This window comes from Mesorhizobium sp. M1409 (assembly GCF_040317535.1).
GTDB lineage: Bacteria > Pseudomonadota > Alphaproteobacteria > Rhizobiales > Rhizobiaceae > Mesorhizobium.
Map to the genome: position 1 here is coordinate 75,373 of NZ_JAMYKV010000001.1, position 20,424 is coordinate 95,796.

General features: G+C 60.2%; 16 protein-coding genes. 3 read left to right on the forward strand and 13 right to left on the reverse strand.

Translation table 11 applies throughout. The features are described 5' to 3' along the window. Positions 1–87: 87 nt before the first annotated feature. Together NKG99_RS00400 and NKG99_RS00405 are read right to left on the reverse strand one after the other, a co-directional pair. A complete protein-coding gene (locus tag NKG99_RS00400; protein WP_352863160.1) occupies positions 88–612 on the reverse strand; it encodes a GNAT family N-acetyltransferase in 525 nt (174 codons plus the stop codon). Between the two features lie 74 nt (positions 613–686). Beyond that, on the reverse strand, positions 687–1,511 hold the full coding sequence (locus tag NKG99_RS00405) for a hypothetical protein (protein WP_352863161.1): 825 nt from the start codon (positions 1,509–1,511) through the stop codon (positions 687–689). A 195-nt stretch (positions 1,512–1,706) separates the two neighbouring features. On the opposite strand from NKG99_RS00405, the gene NKG99_RS00410 reads away from it, so the two are divergent. Continuing rightward, entirely contained in the window at positions 1,707–3,122 is a 1,416-nt protein-coding gene (locus NKG99_RS00410; RefSeq protein ID WP_352863162.1) for an adenylate/guanylate cyclase domain-containing protein, read from the forward strand. A 51-nt stretch (positions 3,123–3,173) separates the two neighbouring features. Here NKG99_RS00410 and NKG99_RS00415 read toward each other — a convergent pair whose 3' ends face one another. The 8 genes from NKG99_RS00415 to NKG99_RS00450 all read right to left on the reverse strand — a co-directional run bounded on the left by NKG99_RS00415 (position 3,174) and on the right by NKG99_RS00450 (position 14,193). After that, complete coding sequence (locus NKG99_RS00415; protein ID WP_352863164.1) at positions 3,174–3,653, reverse strand: class I SAM-dependent methyltransferase; 480 nt, start codon at positions 3,651–3,653, stop codon at positions 3,174–3,176. Positions 3,654–3,827: 174 nt separating this feature from the next. Beyond that, positions 3,828–5,009 (reverse strand): ABC transporter permease, encoded by a 1,182-nt coding sequence (locus NKG99_RS00420; RefSeq protein ID WP_352863166.1) that lies wholly within the window; start codon positions 5,007–5,009, stop codon positions 3,828–3,830. Then, positions 5,006–6,004, reverse strand: coding sequence for an ABC transporter permease (locus tag NKG99_RS00425; RefSeq protein ID WP_352863168.1), 999 nt, complete (start codon positions 6,002–6,004; stop codon positions 5,006–5,008). The genes NKG99_RS00420 and NKG99_RS00425 overlap by 4 nt, the downstream gene beginning before the upstream one ends. A 2-nt stretch (positions 6,005–6,006) precedes the next feature. After that, positions 6,007–7,905: an ABC transporter substrate-binding protein gene (locus NKG99_RS00430; RefSeq protein WP_352863170.1), complete on the reverse strand. Its 1,899-nt coding sequence runs from the start codon at positions 7,903–7,905 to the stop codon at positions 6,007–6,009. Further along, positions 7,902–9,797, reverse strand: a complete 1,896-nt coding sequence (locus tag NKG99_RS00435; protein WP_352863475.1) for an ABC transporter ATP-binding protein — start codon at positions 9,795–9,797, stop codon at positions 7,902–7,904. The genes NKG99_RS00430 and NKG99_RS00435 overlap by 4 nt, the downstream gene beginning before the upstream one ends. Positions 9,798–9,957: 160 nt before the next feature. Continuing rightward, the gene (locus NKG99_RS00440; protein WP_352863477.1) at positions 9,958–11,298 is read right to left on the reverse strand and encodes an adenylate/guanylate cyclase domain-containing protein; all 1,341 of its coding nucleotides are present in this window, start codon (positions 11,296–11,298) and stop codon (positions 9,958–9,960) included. A 258-nt stretch (positions 11,299–11,556) separates the two neighbouring features. After that, positions 11,557–12,900 carry a nucleotide sugar dehydrogenase gene (locus NKG99_RS00445; protein WP_502910869.1) on the reverse strand — a complete coding sequence of 448 codons (1,344 nt, stop codon included), beginning with the start codon at positions 12,898–12,900 and terminating at the stop codon, positions 11,557–11,559. A 114-nt stretch (positions 12,901–13,014) separates the two neighbouring features. Next, positions 13,015–14,193 carry a DUF3095 domain-containing protein gene (locus tag NKG99_RS00450; RefSeq protein WP_352863172.1) on the reverse strand — a complete coding sequence of 393 codons (1,179 nt, stop codon included), beginning with the start codon at positions 14,191–14,193 and terminating at the stop codon, positions 13,015–13,017. A gap of 74 nt (positions 14,194–14,267) precedes the next feature. Here NKG99_RS00450 and NKG99_RS00455 point away from each other — a divergent pair, with 74 nt between their 5' ends. Beyond that, positions 14,268–15,356 carry a glycosyltransferase family 4 protein gene (locus tag NKG99_RS00455; RefSeq protein WP_352863174.1) on the forward strand — a complete coding sequence of 363 codons (1,089 nt, stop codon included), beginning with the start codon at positions 14,268–14,270 and terminating at the stop codon, positions 15,354–15,356. Beyond that, positions 15,353–16,114 (forward strand): polysaccharide deacetylase family protein, encoded by a 762-nt coding sequence (locus tag NKG99_RS00460; protein ID WP_352863175.1) that lies wholly within the window; start codon positions 15,353–15,355, stop codon positions 16,112–16,114. Before NKG99_RS00455 ends, NKG99_RS00460 begins: the two co-directional genes overlap by 4 nt. Before the next feature lies 1 nt (position 16,115). Here the strand turns inward: NKG99_RS00460 and NKG99_RS00465 are convergent, their stop codons facing one another. The 3 genes from NKG99_RS00465 to NKG99_RS00475 form a co-directional block, all read right to left on the reverse strand. Then, complete coding sequence (locus NKG99_RS00465) at positions 16,116–16,967, reverse strand: MBL fold metallo-hydrolase (protein WP_352863478.1); 852 nt, start codon at positions 16,965–16,967, stop codon at positions 16,116–16,118. A gap of 193 nt (positions 16,968–17,160) precedes the next feature. Further along, a complete protein-coding gene (locus NKG99_RS00470; RefSeq protein WP_352863176.1) occupies positions 17,161–17,610 on the reverse strand; it encodes a cyclic nucleotide-binding domain-containing protein in 450 nt (149 codons plus the stop codon). 83 nt (positions 17,611–17,693) lie between these two features. Continuing rightward, complete coding sequence (locus tag NKG99_RS00475) at positions 17,694–20,408, reverse strand: ABC transporter transmembrane domain-containing protein (RefSeq protein WP_352863178.1); 2,715 nt, start codon at positions 20,406–20,408, stop codon at positions 17,694–17,696. Between the last annotated feature and the right edge of the window lie 16 nt (positions 20,409–20,424).

The window sequence follows — 20,424 nt, forward strand, 5'->3', positions numbered from 1 at the left end:
TAGCCGCTTGCGGGGCAAACGCCAAGTGCGAGCGGATCCGGCACGAATTGTTGGGTCGGCTGAACACCTAAGGCAAAACAGCGGATCTTAGAACCGCAGCCGGGCCATACTCAGGAGGTCGCGGTACTGCCCGTCGGTAAAACCGGCCTTCACATGCCGGCCTTCGACCTCGAACCCGTGGCTTTTGTAGAGACGGATGGCCGGTTCGTTGTCGGCATAGACGGTCAATTCGACCCGCTTCAGGGCGCGCCAATTGTCGGCCACGTCAAGCAGCGCCCCAAGTATGGCAGAGCCGATGCCCTTGCCGACAAAGGCATCGTCAAGGCCGATATTGATCTCGCCGATATGCGAACGGCGCGGCGAACCCTGCACGACCAGACTGCCATGACCGACGATCTTGCCGTCCAACTCCGCAACGATCCAGGTGGTTTCCTGGCCGGACTTGGCGATGCGCCGCTCCACCTGCTCCACCATCTCGAAGGGCATCCTGAACGTGCCCCAGCGGAAGCCCGGCATGTTGAAGATAGCACAAAGCGCCTCCGCATCGCTTGGCCGGACGGATCGGAGCTGCGGCCGGATTTTCTCGGAAGATGGCGAGGTCGTGTTGGTCATGGCGTTCCCGGCGAAGGCAATCGGCCCGGCACGATGCACCGGACGGCACCTGAAAATCCAGCCGTCTTTGCAACCTATGATGCCGATTGCGAGCTAAAATACCGGGAGGCGGCGTAGAGTTTGAAGACGCCACTGATGCCGATCCAGCCGAAAAGGGCGAGCCAGCACAATGTCCCGGTCGCCGTCCAGTCGATCCGATGCACCGCAGCGTCGGTGATGACGAGTCCAACGATAGCAAGCAGGCCAACCAGAAACTGCGCCAGGCCGAGCACCAGCAGTTCCTCGCGCGGCGCGCTTCTCCAGACGAGATATATGCCGCCCGCACCGGCGAGGAAGATGGCACTGTAGAGCTGAGCGTGGAAGGCATCGACCGGCCATGGCCAGATGCTGCTGAACGTTAGGGGAAACAGCAACAGGCCGACGCCATAGACCCCAAGGATCACCGATTCCACCGGCATGTAGCCGCGCCACGCGGAGCTTAAGGTCACGCCTTTTGCAGAAGGACGGGCCCTGGCCCGCCACAGGAACATCCCGGATACCGCGACCGAGCCCAGATAGACCAAAAACCAGAGCCAGGGCGCTTTGCGCCCAAAGTTGAAATAGCCGAGATTGACGAACGAAGCCACCGACACGATGGCGGTGAAGATGAAGGCCATGACGAGCACGAGCCTGCCGGGCGACCAGCGGTTCCAAAACAGCAGCGCCGCCATCACGACCATTTCGGCGGTGTAGAAGCCGCCGAGGAAGCGAGCATTGAACGGCGTGACGGCCCAAGGCCAGCCCGGCTTGACCAGCACAGGCGCGAAAAACAGGCCGGCGCCTATGATCAGGACGATGATGACCACCACAGAGAAAAGGCGCAGGGCCGCGGGAAATGGCGGGTTGTTGGGTGCCGGCATCGGAGAGAGCCCCAAAGGTGAATGCCTATCGACCATCATAGTGCCGCTTGCGGCAAGTGAAAATCCACCGAATGGAAATTGAACCATCACCAGGCTGTCTATTCGAATGATCCGTTTCGAAGTAAAATGAAACACTCGGACAAAAGAGCGGTCCGATCAACACGCCTGGGAGGCGCATTTTTCGGAGCCAGCCCGATGAACGAAGCTCAGGATCTGTTCTCGCTTCTGCGGCAATCGACCGATGTCGATCCACTGGTAATCGACGCAATCAAGCGAACCGTCGCGGAGGGCAAAGACCGCGAACTTTGCCGCATCAATGCGCCAGCGTTCGCCAGCAAGCATGGCCTCGACGAGGAGCGCGCCATAAGCGCCTTTCTCCACGCGGCCCGGGTGGGCATTTTCGACGTTTCCTGGAACGTTCTGTGCCCCGGCTGTGGCGGCGTGCTCGACACCAACGCCACGCTGAAAACCCTGCAGAAGGACGAATACACCTGCGCGCTGTGCTCCGAGGGCTATTCGCCGACCCTCGACGAGATGGTCGAGGTGACATTCACCGTCAGTCCCCGCATACGCAGGATTGCCGCCCACAATCCACACGAACTGCCGATGGTGGAATATTTCCGCCAGATCTACTGGGCGTCCGGCGTCGATGTCCCGGATGAGGATTTCGCGAAAAAATTGGAAGCGTTTTCGCTGGAAGATATCGAGCTTGCGCCCGGTGAAAAGGCGCTTCTGCCCATACAGCTTCCGTCCGAATTCATCATCGTCTTCGAGCCGGTCACCCATTCAGCGCAGTTCATCGACGTGAAGGGCGAACCGACAAAGGAGCGCCGAAGCCTCTCTTTGGTCTTCGACCGCGACCATGTCCAGAACCAGACGCTGGAGATGCAACCCGGCCCGCTGCGCATTTCCCTGGAAAATAGGACCGACACCCGCGTGCTGCCGACGGTCTTCATCGCCGGCCAGGCCTTGCATGATTTCCTGGGCAAACGCCGGCCATTCCTCACCGCCAAGCGCCTGCTAACCAACCAGACGTTCCGCGATCTCTATCGCACGGATACGCTCGACATCAACCAGCGCCTGAAGATCACCAGCCTGACCTTCCTGTTCACCGACCTGCGCGGTTCGACCGCGCTTTACGAGCGGGTGGGCGACCTTGCGGCCTTCGATCTCGTGCGCGCACATTTCCAGGTTCTGCACGAGATCGTCGCGGCGGAGGCAGGCGCGGTGGTCAAGACGATCGGTGATGCGGTGATGGCGACCTTCGCGACGCCTGATCGTGCGATTGCTGCGGCCCTCAGGATGCGCGATGCCATGCGGGCGCTCAACGAGAAGAGCGGGCGCGAGGACCTGCTGCTCAAGATCGGCGTCCATGCCGGCCCCTGCATCGCCGTGTCCATGAACGAGCGACAGGACTATTTCGGCCAGACGGTCAATATTGCTTCGCGGGTCCAGAACCTTGCCAACGCACAGGCAATCTTCGCCACTCGTGCGGTGGTCGATGACAATCTCACCGCCGATCTCTTACACAGGAACGCGCTGACGCCCGTGCCCCACGAGGTCTCGCTGCGCGGCATTGACCGGGAGATAGCAGTATACACGATCCCCTGAAGGCCTGGCCCTGAAGATTTGGCCCCTGAAGACCTGGGTCCTCCCGGGCCCTCACACGCGCCTACAGATAAAATAGCGATCGGCGGGAACCGAAGGCGGCGGCGCGAGGCGCTGCAACTGTGGGTGATCGAGCGGCGTGCCGCTGACCGCGATGCCGCCGACGCGAAGCAGGCGCGCGGTCAGATCGGGAAGCCAGGTAGAGGTCACTGCATCACGATCTTCGTAGCCGGTGCCGATGTCGGCATGAACGAGAGCGGCCTCGATGCCAATGAACCTGCTCGCCGTCTCGCGTATTTCGCCGAGCACGAGGTTTTCAGCTTCGGGAATTGAGCTGGCGTGTGCGGCAAGTGCGCGGTCAAACGCCACGATCCGGCGTCCGGGCAGGCGCTCGCGCAGATGATGGAACGTCCGGCCATTGCCAAGGCCGAGCTCGAGCACGGGCCCCTCCATCTTCGCCACCTCGGCGCAGACATGATCGAGTATGTCGCGCTGTGCGGTCATCCTCCGGATGAAACTGTCGAGGCGACTCATATGCGTTTGTGTGTCCTGAACCAGCTCAAAAGATCGGCAATGCCCGCGATTAAACCCCGATCGAGCCTCGTCGCATATAGAGGCCCACTATGGGCACTGCAACAACCGAACAGGCTGCCAACGAGGATCGTACCGAGTGGACTTGGCGGCGCAGCGCGCGGCGGAATAGCGATGTCACTTGTAGGGGTCCGCGGCGTCCCGCAACCCGTCGCCGAGGAAGTTGAACGCCAAGATGACGAGAACGACGGGGAGCATCGGCAAAAGCAGCCATGGATAGAACGCGATCACGCTGACGCTGCGCGCCTCGGTGAGCAGGATGCCCCAGCTGGTTATCGGTGCCCTCAGGCCGAGCCCGAGGAAGCTCAGCGCCGTCTCGCCCAGGATCATGCCGGGTATGGAGATCGTCGCCGTCGCGATCAGATGCGACATGAAGCCGGGAATGAGATGCCGCCGTATAATGCGGCTGCTTCTGGCGCCCATCAATTGCGCGGCCAGAACGTAATCCTCCTCGCGCAAGGCTAGAAGCTTCGAACGCACGGCCCGCGCCAGTCCGGTCCAGTCGAGCAGCCCGAGGATGACGGTGATGCCGAAATAGATCAGGATTGGACTCCAGGTTATCGGCATGATCGCCGCCAGAGCCAGCCATAGCGGAATACTGGGGATCGATTGCAGAACTTCGATTATCCGTTGAACGATCAGGTCGAAGATACCGCCGTGATAGCCAGCCAGTCCGCCGATGACAATGCCGAGCAGGAAGCTGAAACTGATGCCGACAAGGCCGATTGTCAGTGAAATGCGTGCGCCATAGATGATGCGCGAGAGCACATCGCGCCCCAGCCTGTCGGTGCCGGCCAGAAAGAGCTGACCGGTTTCGGCGGGGCAGACAAAATGCCTGTCACCTTCGATCAGGCCCCAGAACCGGTACTTGTCGCCCTTGCAGAAGAAACGGATCCGCTGAACATCATCCTGTTTCTCGATGTAGTTCCGCTTGAGCGTGTCCATATCCAGCGTCATCTGGCGGCCATAGACGAACGGCCCGACGAACTGGCCGTTGTGGAACAGGTGCACCCGCTGCGGCGGCGAATAGATGTAGTCCATGTTGCGCGTGTGCAGATCGTAGGGCGCCAGGAACTCGCAGATCAGTATCCCGAAATAAAGCGCTGCCAGGAATATGCCGGATACAAGGGCAAGCCTGTGCCGACGGAATTTCCACCACATCAGCCGCAGCTGCGACGCCTGAAAGACCTTCGACTGCTCCGGCGTCATCTCCTCGACCGACTGCAGGTCAAAGGGCGCGATGGAAACGTAGTGTTGCAGTGGGGCGCCCGGAGCGGGCAGCGGCGATTGCGTGTTCATTTGGTGCTGCCGCCTTGCAAACGAATTCGCGGATCAAGTAGCGCCAGCGCCAGGTCGGAAATCAGGACGCCGATGACCGTCAGGAAGGCGAGGAACATCAGGAACGACCCTGCCAGATACATGTCCTGGCTTTGCAGCGCCTTGATCAGCATCGGTCCGGTCGTCTCCAAAGACAGCACTATCGCGGTGATTTCGGCGCCGGAGATGATGGCCGGCAGGATAGAGCCGATATCTGAAATGAAGAAATTGAGCGCCATGCGCAGCGGATATTTGACCAGCGCCCTGAAGGGATGAAGGCCTTTGGCGCGCGCGGTCACGACATATTGCTTATGTAGCTCATCGAGCAGATTGGCGCGCAGCCGCCGGATCATGCTTGCCGTGCCCCCGGTGCCGATGATCAAGACCGGAATCCAGAGATGGGCGAGGATCGACTTCGCCTTGGCCCAGCTCATCGGCTCGCCGAGATATTGCTGGTCCATGAGATGGCCGATAGACGTGCCGAACCAGATGTTGGCGAAATACATCAGGATCAGCGCCAGCATGAAGTTCGGAATCGCAAGGCCGAGAAGGCCGAAGAAAGTCAGGCCGTAGTCGCTCCAGCTGTATTGATGCGTGGCGGAGTACATGCCGATCGGAAAGGCGATGAGCCAGGTAAAGATGATCGTGACGAAGGAAACCAGCACCGTCAGCCACATTCTGTCCCCGACGACGTCGCGAACCGGCAGCTCATATTCGAAGGAATAGCCGAAATCGCCGTGCAGCATCCCGCCGACCCAGTAGAAGTAGCGAATGACCGGTGGCTTGTCGAAACCATATTCCTTGCGCATCATCTCGATGCGATCGGAATCCACCGCTTCGCCCTGAGCCCGAAGCTCGGCAACATAGCTGTCGAAATAGTCGCCTGGGGGAAGTTCGATGATCGTGAACACCAGTGCCGATATGACCAGCAGCGTTGGAACCATCACGGCAATGCGCCAGACAAAATATCGAAGCACGCTCAGGACTCTCCAAGCCAGAATGTATCCGGCATATAGACACCGAAATAGGCGGTCGGGTCGTAGCCGTAGAGCGCCTTGTCAGGCAGATTGCGCAGCCGCGAGGATGCCAGAACCGGCTGATGCGTTCCGTTTACCGTGCCGATCGAAAATACCTGATCGGTATAGATCGACAGCATTGAATTCCAGATCTCGGCGCGCTCCGTGGCTTCGGTCGATGCGTTCCAGCGCTTGAGTAAAGCCATCAACTCGACCACGGGCGGAAGATCGGGCGCTTCGCCGACCTTGCCACGGGACAAGTAATGAGCACCCCAGAGCGGCCATTGCAGCTGGTCATCGACGGTGGGGGCCAGTTGGGAGGGGTTCATGTCGGCGGTCGGCACGCCATTGTCGATGCCCGACCACATCGACATCATGATCTGGCCACCAAGCGCGCGGCTGCGGAAGATATCGCGCTGCGAAGTCCGGATGAACAGGGCGATGCCGATCTTGCGCCAGTGATCGGTGATGAGCTCGAGCGCGTCGGTTTCCAGCGTGCTTTCGCCGGCCGTTTCCACTACGAGCTGCGCCGGGCGTCCGTCGGGAAGTATCCGCAGGCCGTCATCGTCACGCGCCTGAAGCCCGACCTCGTCAAGCAGGGCATTGGCCTGGTCGGGATCATGGGCGACCCAGGCTTTCGCGAATTCCGGCCGGTAGAGCGGGCTCTCCGGCAGGACCGTATCGGCACTTTCCTGCGCCAATCCGTAGAACACAGCCAAATTGATCTCGCGTCTGTCCACAGCGAGCGAAAGTGCGCGGCGCACGCGCACGTCACGAAAAAGGCCACGCCACACCTGGTCGGCACAATTCAGATTGGGCAGCAGCGCCAGCCGCGAACCTTGTGTGCGTTTCCAGAGATGCATCTTCACCGGGTAGCGCTTCTCCGCATCCTTCAGGAAGGAGTAATCGGTGAAGTCAATTCCCATGCCTTGCAGGTCGCTCTCGCCCGCACCGGTCTTGGCGGAAATGATCGCCGACGAGCTGACACTCATGACAATCCGGTCGACATAGGGCAGTTGCCGGCCATTCTCGTCTATTCGATGAAAGAACGGGTTCCGCTCGAAGACGAACTGCTCAGCCGGCGGCTTGGTCCGGTTCTGCCAGGGATCGAGCGTCGGCAGTTCCGGGTTCTCCGGGCGATACTGCCGCGACATGCGGATATGCAAGAGCGTCCATTTCTGGGCCCGGTTCTCCTTCATTAGGCCGGCGAGCCGGAATGGATCCTGGTATTTCTTGTGGAACTGCTTGAGATAGGCGGCCGGCAGAACAAGCGATAGGGGCGAAGCAGCGGCGAGCTTGGGCAGGAAGTCGGGATTGGGTGCATCCCAACTGTAGCGGACCGTCAACGGATCGACGATCTCGAAGCGTGGCGGCTTGCCGTCCGCCATCAGGGCCGGGGCGAGCCCGCCTTGCGAAAGCTCATCGTTCAGCCAGACATCTTCCCAGCAATAGCGAAAATCCTCCGACGTCAACAGGCTGCCGTCAGACCATTTATGTCCTTCCCGCATCTTAAAAGTGAAGACACGATCATCCGCTACATCGAAACTTTCGAGAATGTCGGCTTGCAGGTTAAGCTTTTCGTCATAGCCGACCAGGCGAGCGTAGCCGTAGATCGTCATCATCCGGATATCTTTCTGGCTGCCGATGATCGTGCGCAGCGTGCCGCCATATTGGCCGGGCTGCCGGCCCATCGAAGCGAGATTCAACGCGCGCGGGCGCTTGGGCAGGCGTTCGGCGAGTGCCGGCAGCGCCCTGGCCTTCAGCTGCGGCTCAAGAAATTCCGGCTCCAGATCGCCGGCGCACAACGTGCCCGGCAGAAATGCCGAAGCCATGAGTCCAAGGACGGTGCGACGGCTGATCAATGGCGTAGCTCGCTGACATCGGCCGAACGTCGGGCCAGCACGAGGTGGCCGCCGCCAAGATCGAGCGGCGACAGCACGTCCTCGTCGCCCTCGTCGCGGAATTGCGGTGCCCATGCGCTGGCGTCGGAAGCGCCGCTGAGTGTCAGCGTCTTGAAATCCATCGGCCTGTCGAGATCGGGGAAAGGTACTGCGGCGACCAGTGAGCGCGTGTAGGGGTGGACCGGTTTCCTAAGCAGAATTTCGCGCGGCGCGAGCTCGACGATACGCCCGCCGCACATCACCGCGATGCGGTCTGCCATGTAGTCCACGACCGCCAGGTTGTGGGATATGAACAGGTAGGTCAGGCCCAGTTCCTTCTGCAGGTCCTTCAGAAGGTTCAGGATCTGCGCCTGGACAGAGACATCGAGTGCCGAAACCGGCTCGTCGCAGATCAGTAGTTCAGGCCCCAGTGCCAACGCGCGCGCGATGCCGATACGCTGACGCTGCCCGCCGGAGAAACTATGCGGATAACGCTTTATGAAGCGCGGGTCGAGCCCGATTGCCTGCATCAGGCTCTTGACCGTGGCTAGTCGGGACGCGGCATTGCCACGTCGATGGATTTCCAGCGGCTCGCTCAAAATGTTCTCCACCGTCATGCGGGGTGAAAGCGACGAAACCGGATCCTGGAAGACCATCTGGATTTTCGCGCGCAGCATGCGCAGGGCGTCTCCCTCGGCTTCCAAGATGTCGATCGGACCATCGCGGCCATTGAAGATCACAGAGCCGCTGCTAGGGGTGACAGCCCGCATGAGGATCTTGCTGACGGTGGTTTTGCCGGAGCCGCTTTCGCCGACAAGACCCAGGCACTCACCCCGCCTGATATCAAAGCTCACGCCGTCCACGGCGCGAACAGAGGTTTGATGATCTCCGCCGAACCACCCGGACTTGCGGATCGTGAAGGTCTTTGTCAGATCCCTGACCGACAGCAGGAGGTCGTCCGGCCCCTTCGATGCCGGCGCCGTCTGCTTGCCGAGCAGGTTCCCGACATTCACCGGCACCTCGCGGAGTGCCTTTAGCCTTTCGCCGGGCTTCAGGTCGAAATGCGGTACGGCTGCCATCAGGCCCCTCAGGTAAGGGTGGCCCGGCCGGCGGAATATCGCCTCCACAGGTCCCGCTTCCATGATCTCGCCATGGTACATGACCACCACCTCGTCGGCGACGTTGGCGACCACGCCAAGGTCGTGCGTGATCAGCAGCATCGCCATGTTCAGCTTCGTCTGAAGCTCGCGCAGCAATTGCAGGATTTGCGCCTGGATGGTGACGTCCAACGCCGTCGTCGGCTCGTCGGCGATCAACAAGGCGGGCCGGCAGATAAGCGCCATGGCGATCATGGCGCGCTGACGCAATCCTCCCGAAAGTTCAAACGGATACATGTCATAGGCGCGCTTGGGATTGGGAAAGCCGACAAGGCTGAGCATTTCCTCGGTCCGCGCCTTGCGCTCTGCCCGAGCCGTGGGCGTATGAATCTGCAGGGATTCGCTGACCTGGTTGCCGATCGTGTGCAGCGGCGACAGCGATGTCATGGGCTCCTGAAAGATCTTGCCGATGCGGCTGCCTCTCAACGCCCGGATCTCGGGTCCATCACGCGGCATCTGCAGGATATCCTGCGTCGTGCCGGGCTTTTCAGGATCGGAAAATAGGATACGGCCACGAACATGGGCTGTGTTCGGCAAAATGCCCATTACTGCCTGGCTAAGAACCGATTTTCCGGAACCGGACTCGCCCACAAGCGCGGTAACCTTGCCGGGAAGGACGCGAAGATTTGCCCGCCTGACGGCATGCAACGGTCCTCCGATAATGGCAAAAGAGATGCCAACGTCTTCGACCCGAAGTAGATCAACGCCCGAATTCATTCTCACACCAGCCCACTCCTGCCGGCCTACCGGGCGGCAGACCCAGAAAGCGAGACTAGCGCATTGCCAGCCTAGAGCAACTTGGATTCGAAACGGTCGCCAGTGGCGAATCCGGCGACCGGACTGCTTACCAAAGGCGTTCGGATCAGATTGGGGCGCGCTACTGGAGCTTCCTCGGGTCGCCCGCCGACAGCCGTGCGGCATCGCGATGAAGCAGCATGACCTGCTCGGCCTCCGATCTCCGGTCGTAAATCGACTCCAGCGCACCGTCTTCATCGAGTGCGAGAGCGCCCGACAGATCGGGTGAAAGCACCGTCAGCTTCTGCTTGATCCCCGCCAGTTCCTCGTTGCCGAGCGTCAGCCAGCTGTTGGCGCCGCAATAGCTGGCGAAGTCTTTGCTGGCGAGAACGCGGTGCGGATATTTCTTGGTCAGGGTCTGGAGGCGCTGGACCTCGTTTACAGCCGAGCCGAAGACAGAGAATGTGAGCCGGTCGGTAAGCCCGACATTGCCGAACATCACGTTGCCGACATGCAGGCCGATGCCAAATTTTATGTCGGAAAACCCCTTTTCCTTCCTTCGCAGATTGAGATCCACCATGCGCGCAGTGGCCTTGTGCGCTGCCGCCAGAGCAGACTGGCAGGCGATTTCGGACTGCGAGCGATGCCTTTCGCAAGGGTAGACGGCAATGAAGCCATCCCCTATGAAACTCATGATCTGCCCGCCATTGCGATTGAAGGGCGCAGCAATGGCATCGAAAAACTGGTTCAGCGTATCGATGTAGATTTCGCGGCCGGAAGTTTCGGCAAGCCTTGTCGACCCGCGCATATCGGCCATGACCAGTGCGGCCCGGATTGTGTCGCCCTCGCCGCGCTTGATCTGGCCGTCCAGCACGCGTCTGCCGGCGTCGCCGCCGAGATAAGTGGTCATCATGTTGTCGGCCAGCTTGGTGAGCACCGCCATTTTGGTTGCGATGGCGAGATGGTTTTGGATACGCAGCAGCGCCGAAATCATGCTGTCGGTGAAACCTGAAGCACTATCGGTGGACCATGACCCGATCATGCCCTGACTGGTATTGCCGTTGAAAGGATGGACGAAAGCCATGTAATCGGTCACGCCCATAAGCCTGAGCTCATCGAAAACAGGAAATTCCGACGGGACCGAAGGGTCGAGCCGACGCCGCAGATGGTCGAGCTTGTTGCTGAGCAGATGGTAGTATGGGCTGGTCAGGAATCTGTCAGAATGAACGCCGTCCTTTTTGCGGAAGCCTTCCACTTCCATGCCTTGGCCGCGAAGCCAGGTGAAGCCAAGCGCGTCATAAAGCGGATGAAGCATCGAAAAGCTCAAATGCACCCGCTTCAGCGGCAGGCCGGCAGCAGCCAGCCGTTCGCAAAACCCCTTTACCAAGGTTTCCAGCTCGTTGCCCGCCAGCGCCGACTGTGTCAGCCAATCGGCAACCTTATCCATGAGAATTGTGGAAATTTCTGCTTGCGCCGTGCTCATACCACCTCGAAACCCGTCGAAGACGGAGCCGTTATCCTTCGATCCGCCATAACACAGTCCGCCAGCGACCCAAAGATACCCCAAAGTCAAACGAGGCAGGCTTCGGCGGCAGAACGGCGAAATCCCCAATAACTGTCCTTGCAACCAAGGAACAGGTTCAACTGCATTCATGTCTTGTGGCGTTATGTGGCGAAGCTGCGGGCGGAGTGCAATCACGATCCTGACATCGGGCAGAAAATTCGCCGGCTGGGAACGCCGTCAGGCCTTCACCACCGTCTCTCGGAGGAGCCCGAGACGGCCAAAAACATTGCGTGTATCGACAATCAGAACGGCGTGATCAGCGATTGTCCGATAGTCGATCGCGTCATGGTCGGTTGCAACGACGACAGCATCGAAATCCTTCAAGGCCGCCTCGGTCAATTCGACCGAGCGGCGCCCCTTGATCGCCATATGCTCCCGTGTGGTCGGTATCTCGGCAACATGCGGATCGTGGAATTCCGCCTTGCCGCCCCATTCCTCGATGAGTTCAATGAGCCGCAATGAGGGGCTTTCGCGTATGTCGGGCACATTCTTCTTATAGGCGAGCCCGATGATGAGAATGCGCGAGCGGCTGAGCGCCTTGCCGCAGCGCCGGTCCAGCGCTTTCGCCAGTTCATCGACCACATGACGCGGCATGGCAGTGTTTATCTCCGCCGCCAGCTCGATGAAGCGGGTCGGCAGTTCGTATTCGCGCGCCTTCCACGTCAGGTAGAAGGGATCGATCGGAACGCAGTGCCCGCCCAATCCGGGGCCAGGATAGAAAGGCATGTAGCCGAAGGGCTTGCTCTTGGCCGCCTCGATCACCTCCCAGATGTCGATGCCCATCGCGCCGAGCACGATCTTCAATTCGTTGACGAGGGCTATGTTGACCGAACGGAAGATGTTTTCCGTCAGCTTGACTGCCTCGGCGGTCGCCATGGTGGAAACCGGAACGACGGTTTTGACCACGCCTTGGTAGAAAGCCTGCACGAGCGTCGCCGCTTCAATGCCGTCACCCGCCACGACCTTGGGGATCGTCGCGACTTCAAAGTTGCGATTGCCGGGATCCTCGCGTTCGGGCGAGAAGCCGAGGAAGAAGTCTATCTTCGACTGCAAGCCGGTTTCTTCCAGTATGGGCTTGACCACGTCGTCGGTGGTACCGGGATAGGTAGTAGATTCCAGCACGATGAGGTGGCCGAGACGCAGATGCTTTGCGATGGTGCCTGCGGTGTTCCTGACAAAGGAGAGGTCCGGCTCACGGTTTTTCGTCAGCGGTGTCGGAACGCAGATGATGATGATATCGCAGATGGACAATTCGGCAAAATCCGCGGTGGCGCGGAACCGTCCACTCGCCACGTGGCCGGCAACGGCTGTCGACGTCACCGCCTCAATGTAGGATTGGCCGTTGTTCAGGCTCTCGACCTTCTGGGCTTCAATGTCGAAACCGAAAACCGGGAAGCCGGCGCGTGCGACCGCAATTGCCAGCGGCAACCCGACATAGCCCAATCCGATCACGCCGACTTGCGCGGCGTGTGTCGAGATACGGTTCAGCAGACGGTCATATGCCGATCGTGAAGCGTCCAAAATCTGCTTTCCCGTTAATTCGGATAGGCTGGCCGCTCCCATGGCGCGGCTTACCATGGTCCCAGGAACCATGGCCGAGGCATATTGCGGAAAATGGATTCTCGCAAGCCGTCATCAGACCGGCAACTTTGCCCTCAAGCTTGCGGCAGCCATCGCATAGCCGCCGGCGGCACCATCTATGAAATGAACGTGATCGCGCTGCAGAGGCGAGGCGACGAGGCATGTCATCAAGGCCGATTTCTGGCGGTGCAGGCCATAGTTGCAGATGCCCGCCTCTTCCGCCTGTTTCAGCCGGTTCTCGATCCGTTGCAGCAAATCCGTGTCAACGTCGATGGTCATCTTCAAACCGTCGTCGAATTTCCGGAAATCCGAATTGCTGGCTACGTCGCGCTTGTAGATCTTCGGATCGAAACCGCCGATCGTCCAGCCATATCTATCGGCGACGGCCGTAAGCGTCATCAGGAACACTATCCACACCTTCGACAGCCACCGCCGTCCTGCCGGCGCCGTGGCCCGCGCCTCGATATCCAGGCCGGCGGGCAGCAAGCTGTAGCCCGGCCCGTTCACCGGCACCGGGTGGCCATCGCGTTCCTGCCTGCCGGCAAGGGCGATGATGTCGGATGCCAGAAACTGAAAACCGCGCAGGTCGCGCGACACCCCCGGTATGGCTATGATCGAGACGATTTCGCCATGCCGGGTTTCGATCGGGTTCCAGCGGCAGGAGAGGCCGGTCAGGTCCGGCCGAGCGCCTGCCGGCGCAGGATCGATGCGGTAGCGCCCCGCTTTCATCTCGGCTTCCGCCCAACTGCCGCCACCGCCGGCGAACATGGCATAGAAGACCGCATCGGAGGCCTGGAATCTCGCCACGCGAACGTCGAGGCCTTGCGCTCGAATATCCTTTATCGGCACGATCGCGGCACGCAGGGTTAGGCCCAGTTCGTCCGCCACCCATCTCTGGACAGCCGCCAGCGCGTTGCGGGTGATCTCCAGCGCCGAGCCGGGAAACGCGACGAGCGCGCCGTCGCCGCCGAAGACAAAGGGCAGATCTTGCCGGCCCAGCGCATTGAGCAGCGCCGAAATGACGCTGGCGCCGGCCATATTGACGGTTTTATAGTGCCCAGCCTCGATCGCCTTGGTCGAGCCGACGATGTCGGCGGTGGCCAGCGCCCAGCCATCGGGGAGAGGCCGATAGTTGTCGATATCGGCAACGCTTTCGAACTTTGCGAAGACCGGCAGAGAAGCGACAAACGGGTCGGACGCGGCAGCTGTTTCCATGAGCATCAGATAGCACATTCCACTGCTTGAAGGTGAAGTCGATCATGCCTTTAAATTGACTTGCGCATGCTTTCCGATGATAGGGTCGAGCGATGCGAATTGCCTTCTACGCGCCGCTGAAGTCACCCAATCATTCCGTTGCCTCCGGCGACCGCCAGATGGCACGCACGCTAGTCAAGGCGCTGGAGCATGGAGGACACAGCGTCGAACTGGCATCCGAATTGCGCTTCTATCTACGCGAACCGGAGCCGAAAAGTTTCGATGCGCTCAAGATAGAGGCCCGAGGGGAAGCCGCGCGGCTGACCAGGCTTTGGAATCGTGACGGCAAGCCCGATCTATGGTTCTGCTATCATCCCTATTACAAAGCGCCCGACGTGATCGGGCCTGAGCTGGCGTCGACCTTTGCTGTCCCATATGTGACGGCGGAAGCTTCCTATTCGAGCCGGCGCAATGCCGGTTTGTGGGCCGATACGCAAGAGTTGGTGGTGCGCGCCGTCGAACAGGCGGCGCTGAACATCTGCTTCACGCAAAGGGACCGTCAGGGACTGGCAGATGCGATACCGGACGTCGCTCTTGATATGCTGTCGCCCTTTATCGACACATCGGCATTCCGCGAAATGCCGGCACGAGGTTGTCCGACGCGCCTCGTTACCGTTGCCATGATGCGCCCGGGCGACAAAGTCGAAAGCTATCGCATGCTGGCGCAAGCGCTCGGTGTGATCGGCCACCTGCCCTGGACCATGTCGGTCGTCGGCGACGGGCCCGCCCGTGACGAGGTCAAGGCGCAATTCGCCGGCTTGCCCGCCGACCGTATCGAATGGCTTGGCGCGATTGAGCCAGCCGCCGTGCCGGATGTCCTCTATGGTGGAGGAATTTACGTCTGGCCGGGTCATGGCGAGGCCTATGGCGTTGCCTATCTTGAAGCACAGGCCGCCGGCCTTCCGGTGGTGGCTCAGGACATCGCCGGCGTGCCGGAAGTCGTGCGAGATGGCCAGACCGGGTTTCTCACCCCGCCGCGCGATGTGGCGGCGTTCGCTTCCGCCATTGAAAGGCTTCTGGTCCGTAACGACGAAAGAACCATCATGGCCGCGGAAGCCAGACGTTTCATCCTTGAAGAGCGTTCCCTCGGCGTTGCAGCGGCGCGTCTGGCCGAGCTTCTTCCGAAGGTCTCCGTTTCATGACATCCGATCGGATCTGGCAGCCCTTGGTGGAAGAGCTGGCGGGCCGGCAACGGGCGGGTCGTAAGACAGAGTTCTGGCTGCGCGACGATGATGCCGTGGATCCGACACCCGCGCTTGATCGGTTGCTCGACCTCACCGGTGAATTCGCGGTTCCGGTCACTCTGGCCGTCATTCCGGCCCTCACTGATGAGAAGCTTGTCGCCCGGCTTGACGAGGCGCCGCATGCCAGGGTCGCCATCCATGGCTGGGTGCACCGAAATCATGCGCCCGAGGGTCACAAAAAGCAGGAACTCGGCGCCCATCGGCCACGCGAGGCGGTGCTCGATGAACTGGCTGGCGGGCTGTCGCACGTAACCGGCCTGCACGGCGCGCGCACCGTTCCGATGCTGGTCCCCCCCTGGAACAGGATCGACGCCGGCCTGGTATCCGACCTTGGATCGATAGGATTTGCGGCATTGTCGGTCTATGGGCTGCCGAAGCCGGCTTCACTGGCGGTCATCAACAGCAATGTCGACATCATGGATTGGCATGGCACGCGCGGCTGCCGCGATCATGGCCTATTGGTCCAGGCTATCATCGCGCACTTGCAGCATGCATTCGACGACGAACCGGTCGGCCTGCTCACCCACCATCTCGTACATGATGAATCGGCCTGGCTTTTCCTCGAACGGCTGTTCACAGTCACCGCACAGACTGACTCCTGCGCATGGCTTCCAATCAGGACATTGATCGGGCGCAGCGCGGTAGAGGAAAAATAGCTCAGCGCTTTTTGTGCAATGAGACTGGAAATTCGAGCGTCTGGCCATCCCGCGCGGCAAAAGCGCCGGCAAACCTGTCTTTGGCCAGTTTCTCGATCTCATCCAGTTCCTTGTCGGTGCGTGTCGCATCGTGGTGAAACAGCGCAAGCCCTCGCGCACCGGCCGCCTCACAGAGCTTGACGCCCTGTTGCCATGTCGAGTGCCCGTTACCGCGGCGGCGTTCCATTTCCTCCTCGGTGTAGGTGCAGTCGTAGATGACGAGGTCGGCATCTTCGATCAGGCCGAGCACCGCGCGATCGAGTTTGTCCGGCTCGTGCTCAGTGTCTGTGATCACCGCCACGACGCGGCCTCCCCATTCGACCCGGTAGCCGATGCAGCCGCCTGGGTGAACAAGACTGCCGGTTCGGACCACCACCCCTTCGCGCGGCCGAAGCACGTCTCCGGATACGAAATCGCGGCAGTCGAGGCTTGCCTTGCAGACCTCCAGTTTCACCGGAAACCACGGCGGCCGCATGAACTCATCGACCATCTGCCGGGTCGTCATGCGTCCTGCAAGATGCCCGGACCAAAGCGTAACCTTGACGCTCCGGTCGTAGATCGGCGCAAAGAACGGCAGCCCGATAATGTGATCGTAGTGGCAATGGGTGAAAAAGAGGTCGAAATCGGTCACGCCCGACGTCCGAAGCGCGCCGCCGGCAGGCCGCAGGCCAGAGCCCGCGTCGAACAGAAGCGTATGCTTACCGCATCGCAACTCAATGCAGCTTGTGTTGCCGCCATAGCGAGAGAATTCTGGCCCCGATACCGGAATGCTGCCGCGCACACCCCAAAACCTGACCAGGAAAACGTCGTCCATGGTAGCCCCTTCGCGGTTCCCGTCGCTCATCGTAGCCAAACAACTGCTGCTAGAGCAATTCCAGGAAAAGTGTGAACCGGTTTTCCGTCCGGAATTTGCGTCCAACCAAGAGGCGAGACAGGTTTCCTCCAGTGACCTTCTCAGCAAGAGGCCGGTGCTGTCACGACGGGGAGGATCGACCGCACGTCATTCGCTATTTGGCGCTTCGTGCGTCGATCAGATCCGCAGTGGTATGGCTTAGGCGATCGGCAAGAACCCTCAATATCTCAATGGTCATTTCCGGAGACTCCTTCATAAGCCTCAGGAAATGATCCTTGCGGATTCTTAAGGCTTCCAGCTCACTTGCCGCTCTGACGGTTGCAGTGCGGGAGCTGTTGCACAGTATGGCGATCTCGCCAACAATCGAATTTGGGGCCATTTCGGCAACTTTTATCGGTCCGCTGTCGGAATCGACCAGAATATCCGCGCTGCCTGAAAGGATGACATAGGCGGCATCTCCCTCGTCGCCCTGCCGGAAAAGGATCTGGCCGGCGCTGTAGCTCACGCGATCGGATGTGAACGCAAGCAGTTTGAGCTTTGTCAACTCGATGCCAGAAAACAAGGGAACGCGTTGCAGCATTCCAACTTCATCCTTGAGCAGCATTGTCGCAAACCTCAAAATTCGCGTTTGCCAGACTAGAGCAACGGGCGCCCGGATGGAATTAATTCCGTCTCCGGGACGTCACTCTACGACACCAGTTCCTTGAAGATACCGTTCTCTGCCAAAAGTGTCTCGTGTGTTCCGTCTTCCACCAATTGACCCGAGTCGAAGACGATAACGCGATCGAACATCATCGCCATTGACGGATTCGTCACGACCCACACAATTGCCGGCGAATGGCCGTCGCTCCTGGCTTCCTCGAGCACGTTTCGCAGCACCCTATCCTGCATGCGTTGGTCGAGCGCCGATAGCGGCCGGTTGAGAATGAGAAAATCGGGACGCTTGAGCAGGGCTCGGGCAACATCGAGCTTCTGTCGCTGTCCACCGGTCAGCCGCCTGCCGCCGGCGCCGACGTTGAAATCCAGGCCGACATCGAGAAGTTCGCCATAAAGCCCCAGCTCGTCAAGAATGTCATAGAGGATGGAGCGTATGCGGTCCGGCGCGTCGGGATGGTTGTTGCCCACACGCCCGAACAGGACATTATCCATGACGGTAGCCGCGGCAATGTATTTGGCAGGATCATACCGTTCGATCGCGTTATGCAGCTCGGGCGGCAGGTTTTCATAGAACCGGTTGCGGGCAGCGACGATCTTGCTCATCAGCTCATCGCTCAGCAGGCCGAAGCGGTGCCGGGGCTCGATATAGGCAAAGCTCAAGCTAACGATCATGGCGCGGTCGTTCTCCGAAACCGCCTCATAGGGACGGTTCTTGAGCCGTTGCAGCAAGGTTTCGTAGGCCGGTATCTCCTCGGCGCTCATGAAGGCAAGCTGCTGGAAGAACTGGTGATCGGGTGGCAAGTCGGCAAACAGCTCGATCGCCTGTTGGGCGATTTCCATGCCCATTTCGTAGAGCGTGCGGTCGAGGCCGGCTTGCTTCAGCACAGAAGCAAAATAGGGGTTGGCCGCCAGGGCCCTGTCGGCCAGTTCGGGGCCGGCGGCAGCGCCGAAGAGCAGGTTCTGGCCGATCGTCGCTTCCTTGTTGTAGGCGCCCGGTTCGAAAGGAACCACCAGTCCGCTCAGCCCTTCCTGTTCCAGCCGGGTTCGCAGCGCCGCACGCAGTTCGACGATCCGCCTGGCAAGTTCCGTGTGACGCTTGAGGTCGGCCGAAGAGCGCAAGCCAAGATCCAGAATGTCGCGCGACAGAACAACCGCGTCGAGCACCCGGCGCACGGCTTCAAAGAGGTCGTGCGGGCCGGTGGCGCCGGCGGAAGCATAGTTGATCCAGTCGCTGTGAATATCAAAATCCGGATTGCCCGACCGGCGCGCCTCGTCGATGTTCCAGCGGTGCTGGTCTGCCGCGGCACCGTCATAAGTCACCGGTGTCAGCGGCGCATGCTTCAACCCGTAGAGCAGGTTATCGCGGAGGCTTGCCTGGAACAGGAAAACATCCGACGAGGCGTAGGACATGCGCCGTCCGGTCACTGCTTCGGGGAGTTCAAGCAGGTCGTCGGTGCCCGAAGCGATCCTTCCGCTGTCGGGCCAGCTCAGCCGCGCGAAGGCTTCTGCAAGCGCTTCGGCTCCACCTGTCGCGGTACTGACCAGCGCCACCGTCTCACCCGGCTTGACCTGGAGGGAGACACGGTTGAGAAGCATCGCACCGCCATCGTCTGCTATGGACAGACCGATCGCCGACAGGGGGTTGGTCATCGGATCTGGATCGTCGATCGCCAACGCCCCGATTCTAGGCGCAATGAGACCCTCCACGGTGAACTGTTCAACGACCTGCTGATATTTGACCTGGACATCCTGCCGATCCTGATCCCAGTCGATAAGTTCCTTCATCGGTCCGGGCAGGTCCTTGTAGGCGCCGATCACGGCCACGAGCTGGCCGACGTCCAGCCGGCCCTGAATGACCAGGTACCCGCCGATCATGTAGAACAGAAAGGGCGTGAGCTGCGCGAGAAAATTGTTGAGGAACTTTACCATGAATTTCCATTGGTAAAGATCGAAGCGGATCTTGAAGATGAGCCCGAGCCGGGCAGCTATGTCGGCGCGCTCATAGTTTGATGTATCGTGGACGTGAACCGCGCCGATGCCGTCGACGATTTCGCCAACCCGCCCCGAAAGTGCGCGCGCCGTCAATTGCCGTTGGCGCCCGAGCACGATCAGCCGCCGCCGCATTCGCGGGATGAGGACGATCTGGATCACCACGATCACGACCGCTATCATTCCGAGCCAGACGTTCTGGACCATGATGAAGAGCATGGCCGTCAGCGCCTGGCCGCCGAGCAGTACCGGCTGCAGGAACGCATCGCCGATAAAGCCGCCCAGCGGCTCCACCTCGTCCTTCACCATGGTCGCCACTTCGGCGGATTTCACCCGCTTGAAATAAACCGGCGGGAACCGCAGCACACGATCGACCAGATCGAAGCGGAGACGCCGCAGCATGCGTTCACCAAGACGGCCCTTGTAGGTGTTGATGTAGAGTTTAAACAGGCCGTTGATGACAACCAGCAAGAGAAACACAACGCTCAGAGCAAACAGCGTCGCCTTGCGGCCTAGCTGAAAACCGGAGAAGAACAGGACCTCGCCAATGAACGGCAGGTTATAGTGTAGCCTCATGAATGGCAGGGTCGCGCCCGGTTGCTCGAAGCCCTTGCCTTGAATCGGGCCGTTGACGATCAGCTTCGGCAGGTCGAAGGACATGAAATACGGGATCATCGAAAGCACGACGATCATCAATATCCAAAGCTGCTGCTTCTTGGTGTGGGTCCAGATATAGCGGGCTAGGCTGGGTTCCATATGCGACTGTGGATCC